The 502-nt window shown below is 61.2% G+C and carries 1 protein-coding gene; it reads left to right on the plus strand.

The window, feature by feature from the left end; translation table 11 throughout:
• Position 1: 1 nt before the first annotated feature.
• Positions 2-502: IS110 family transposase (locus NKH33_RS33200; RefSeq protein ID WP_352923759.1), on the plus strand; the 501-nt coding region annotated here is incomplete at its 3' end.

Raw genomic sequence — 502 nt, forward strand, 5'->3', positions numbered from 1 at the left:
CATGAAGCATTATGCCGGATTGGATATCTCGGTAAAAGAGACCGCCGTTTGCATTGTCGATGAAACTGGCAAGATCTGCCGCGAGGTCAAGGTGGTCAGCCACCCCGACGACCTCACCGCGGTTCTGAAAGGTCCCGCCTTGCGCATCGAGCGGATCGGGCTCGAGGCCGGACCGTTGTCGCAATGGCTGTTCGAAGGCCTGGCCAAGGCCGGTTTGCCGGCAATCTGCATCGAGACCCGACACACCAAGGCATTCCTCAAGGCGCGGCCGAACAAGACGGATCGCAATGATGCGCGCGGCATCGCACAGATGATGCGCGTCAACCTGTTCCGCCCGGTGCATGTCAAGACGCTGACGAGCCAGAAGCGCCGCGCGCTGCTGACGGCGCGCAAGCTGCTGCAGGAAAAGGCCCTCGCCATCGAGAACGACCTGCGCGGCCTGTTGCGCAATTTTGGGCTCAAGGTTGGCGTCGTCGGGACCGTCAAGTTTGAGGATCGGATT

The organism is Mesorhizobium sp. M1182, assembly GCF_040318335.1.
Classification (GTDB): Bacteria; Pseudomonadota; Alphaproteobacteria; order Rhizobiales; family Rhizobiaceae; genus Mesorhizobium.